The 3,739-nt window shown below is 73.4% G+C and carries 4 protein-coding genes; all 4 read left to right on the top strand.

The window, feature by feature from the left end:
• Positions 1-93: 93 nt before the first annotated feature.
• Entirely contained in the window at positions 94-1,431 is a 1,338-nt protein-coding gene (gene egtB, locus DKL51_RS27775; RefSeq protein WP_109948223.1) for an ergothioneine biosynthesis protein EgtB, read from the top strand.
• Positions 1,432-1,447: 16 nt separating this feature from the next.
• The gene (gene egtC, locus DKL51_RS27770; RefSeq protein WP_109948224.1) at positions 1,448-2,194 is read left to right on the top strand and encodes an ergothioneine biosynthesis protein EgtC; all 747 of its coding nucleotides are present in this window, start codon (positions 1,448-1,450) and stop codon (positions 2,192-2,194) included.
• A gap of 55 nt (positions 2,195-2,249) precedes the next feature.
• Positions 2,250-3,215: an L-histidine N(alpha)-methyltransferase gene (gene egtD / locus DKL51_RS27765; protein WP_109948225.1), complete on the top strand. Its 966-nt coding sequence runs from the start codon at positions 2,250-2,252 to the stop codon at positions 3,213-3,215.
• Between the two features lie 271 nt (positions 3,216-3,486).
• A partial coding sequence (locus DKL51_RS27760) for a hypothetical protein (RefSeq protein WP_148097861.1) occupies positions 3,487-3,739 on the top strand: 253 nt, incomplete at its 3' end.

The raw sequence follows: 3,739 nt of genomic DNA, 5'->3' as shown, positions 1-3,739 counted from the left end.
GGCCCGGCCGGCGCGGGAGCTGCCCGCGGGCCCGCACGAGGAGACGAGCCGAGGAATCCGGCGGCGCCGCGCCGCCGTGGAGAGGGGGCACCGGTGACGACCACCGAGGAGCCGGGCACGGAGACGGAGCGGCTGCGCAGCCGGATCGCCGAGGAGCTGGAGCGGACCCGGGCCCGCACGGCGCTGCTCACCGAGGCGGTGGACGACGACGACCTGATGCGCCAGCACTCGCCGCTGATGTCCCCACTGGTCTGGGACCTGGCCCACGTCGGCAACCAGGAGGAGCTCTGGCTCGTCCGGGACGTCGGCGGACGCGAGCCGGTACGGCGGGACATCGACGACCTGTACGACGCGTTCAAGCAGCCCCGCAAGGACCGGCCCCGGCTGCCCCTGCTGCCGCCCACCCAGGCGCGCGCCTACGTGGCGACGGTGCGGGACAAGGTCTACGACCTGCTCGACGGCGTCCGCTTCACCGACCGCGAACTCGTCGCGGACGGGTTCGCCTTCGGCATGGTCGTCCAGCACGAGCAGCAGCACGACGAGACCATGCTCGCCACCCACCAGCTGCGCTCCGGCCCGCCGGTGCTGCACGCGCCGCCGCCGCCCGAGCCGCGCGTCCGGGTGGCCGGCGACGTGCTGGTGCCGGCCGGCCCGTTCACCATGGGCACCTCCACCGACCCGTGGGCGCTGGACAACGAGCGCCCGGCGCACACCGTCGAGCTGCCCGCGTACGTCATCGACGCCGCACCGGTCACCAACGGCGAGTACCGGCGGTTCATCGCCGACGGCGGCTACGACCAGCCGCGCTGGTGGAGCGAGGCGGGCTGGCGACACCGTACCGAGGCGGGGCTGACCGCGCCGATGCACTGGCGCCGGGACGGTGACGGCTGGGCGTACCAGCGGTTCGGCCGCTGGTCCCCGGTACGCGACGACGAGCCGGTGGTGCACGTCTGCTTTTACGAGGCGGAGGCGTACGCGGCCTGGGCCGGCAAGCGGCTGCCCACCGAGGCGGAGTGGGAGAAGGCCGCCCGGTGGGACCCGGCGACCGGCCGCTCCCGCCGTTACCCGTGGGGCGACGAGGACCCGACCGCGGAGCACGCCAACCTGGGGCAGCGGCACCTGTGGCCGGCGCCGGTGGGCGCCTACCCGGCCGGCGCCTCGCCGCTCGGCGTGCACCAGCTGATCGGTGACGTCTGGGAGTGGACGTCGACGACCTTCCGCGGGCATCCCGGCTTTACCGCGTTCCCGTACCGGGAGTACTCCGAGGTCTTCTTCGGCGACGACTACCGGGTGCTGCGCGGCGGCTCGTTCGGCACCGACAAGGCGGCCTGCCGGGGCACCTTCCGCAACTGGGACTACCCGATCCGGCGGCAGATCTTCAGCGGCTTCCGCTGCGCCCGGGACGCCCTTACCGAGGAGGTCCACGGGTGACGGGGCGTGCCGCCTGATGTGTCGGCACCTGGCGTATCTGGGTCCACCGGTCAGCCTGCGGAGCCTGCTCTACGACCCGCCGTACTCGCTGCTGCGGCAGTCCTGGGCGCCGCGGGACATGCGCGGCGGCGGCACGATCAACGCGGACGGCTTCGGCGTCGGCTGGTACCCGGCCGACGGTGACCCGGTGCGCTACCGGCGCGCCCAGCCGATCTGGGGTGACACCACCCTCCCAGAGCTGGCCGCGGTGACCCTCTCCGGCGCGGTGCTGGCCGCCGTCCGCTCCGCCACCGTCGGCATGCCGGTGACCGAGGGCGCCGCCGCGCCGTTCGCCGAGGGGCGCTGGCTGTTCAGCCACAACGGGGTGGTCCGGGGCTGGCCCGACGCGGTGGTGCCGCTCGCCGCCGAGCTGCCCGTGCGGGACCTGCTCACGCTGGACGCGCCGACCGACGCCGCGCTGCTGTGGGCGCTGGTCCGGCACCGGCTGCGGGCCGGGGAGGAACCGGGCCGGGCGGTCGCCGACACGGTGGCGGTGGTCGAGGCGGCCGCGCCAGGCTCGCGGCTGAACCTGCTGCTGACCGACGGCCGGACGGTGGTGGCCAGCGCCGCCGGGCACGCGCTGTCGGTCCGCGTGACCGAGCGGTCGGTGCTGCTGGCCTCCGAGCCGCTCGACGACGACCCCGCCTGGCAGCCGGTGCCGGACGGGCAGTTGGTGGTGGCCACGGCCACCGGGGTGCGCACCCGCGCCCTGGTAGGTGCGTGACGCCGGAGTTTTTCGCAGGTGGGACAGGGACGCTCGCCAACCGAAGGGACACCTCATGAGCGCGGAGCCACTGGAGATCTACCTGGAAGAGCAGGACGTCGTCCGCAGCCTGCGGCAGGACGTCCGAGTCGGGTTGACCGCCGAACCGAAGTGGTTGCCACCGAAGTGGTTCTACGACGCCCGGGGCAGCGAACTCTTCGAGGCGATCACCCGGCTGCCGGAGTACTACCCGACCCACGCCGAGCGGGCCGTGCTGGCCGAGCACGCCGGTGACATCGCCGAGCTGACCGGCGCCAAGACGCTCATCGAGCTGGGCTCCGGCTCGTCGGAGAAGACCCGGCTGCTGCTGGACGCCTTCACCCGCCGCGGCGGGCTGGGCACCTTCGTACCGCTGGACGTCTCGGTGAGCGCGCTGCGCCAGTCCACCGAGGAGATCGCCGCCGAGTACCCGCGCCTGCGGGTGCGCGGCATCGTCGGTGACTTCACCCGGCAGCTGGACCGGCTGCCCACCGGTGGCCGGCGGCTTGTGGTCTTCCTCGGCGGCACCATCGGCAACCTGATGCCGATCGAGCGGACCGAGTTCCTGACCGCGATGCGCGCCGCGTTGGAGGCCGGCGACTGGCTGCTGATCGGCACCGACCTGGTGAAGGACCCGGCGGTCATCGTGCCGGCGTACGACGACGCCGCCGGGGTGACCGCCGACTTCAACCGGAACGTGCTGCGGGTGATCAACCGCGAGCTGGGGGCGGACTTCGACCCGGAGGCGTTCGCCCACGTGGCGGTCTGGGACCCGGAGCACGAGTGGATCGAGATGCGGCTGCGCGCCGAGCGCCCGATGCGGGTGCACGTGCTCGACCTGGACGTCGAGTTCGCCGCCGGGGAGGAGTTGCGCACCGAGATCTCGGCGAAGTTCCGGCCGGAGGGGATCGCGGCCGAGCTGACGGCTGCCGGATTCGACCCGCAGGCCTTCTGGACCGACCCGGACGGCCTGTTCGGCGTCACCCTGGCCCGGGCCGACTGAGACACCGGGCCGCGCTGCGGGTGAGGCTGTTCACCCGCGGCGGCCCCGCCCGGCGTGATCGGCTAAGCGGTGTCCACTAACGTTCGCCGGGTTGGTCGGCGTCGGGAAAGTGTCGTATGGGTGGTGTTGGCTTCGCCTCGTGCCTCGTCGTCGGGATCCTGCCGCGCCGCGGGTGGTGCATCGCACTGCGCGTGTCGCTCTGCGGGTGACGGCGGGGCAGCGGCGGCGGTGTTTCGGCCTGTTGCGTTCGGCCGGTGACGTGTGGGCGTGTGTGTTGGAGGTCAACGCGTGGCGGCGCCGCCGCGGTGACGTGCCGCTGGTGGGTTATCAGGAGTTGTGCCGGGAGTTGGCGGTGTCGGGGCCGGGCACGTTCGCCGAACTCGACACCACCGGTGCGCGGTCGGTGTTGCGCCGGTTTTCGGATGCGTGGTTCGCGGCGGTGAAACGCCGCAACAACGGTGACGGGTCGGCGGGGTTCCCGCGTCGCCGTCGTGGGTTGGTGCCGGTGCGCTGGTATCACGGCA

The sequence above is a fragment of the Micromonospora globispora genome (genome assembly GCF_003857015.1).
GTDB lineage: Bacteria > Actinomycetota > Actinomycetes > Mycobacteriales > Micromonosporaceae > Micromonospora > Micromonospora globispora.
The sequence above is the reverse complement of the archived record's forward strand: the minus strand, read 5'-3'. Positions and strand labels throughout refer to the sequence as shown.

Excerpts from the sequence above, each read along its gene's own strand:
- egtC (WP_109948224.1), top strand. The coding sequence starts at position 1,448 with ATGTGTCGGCACCTGGCGTATCTGGGTCCACCGGTCAGCCTGCGGAGC.
- egtD (WP_109948225.1), top strand. The coding sequence starts at position 2,250 with ATGAGCGCGGAGCCACTGGAGATCTACCTGGAAGAGCAGGACGTCGTC.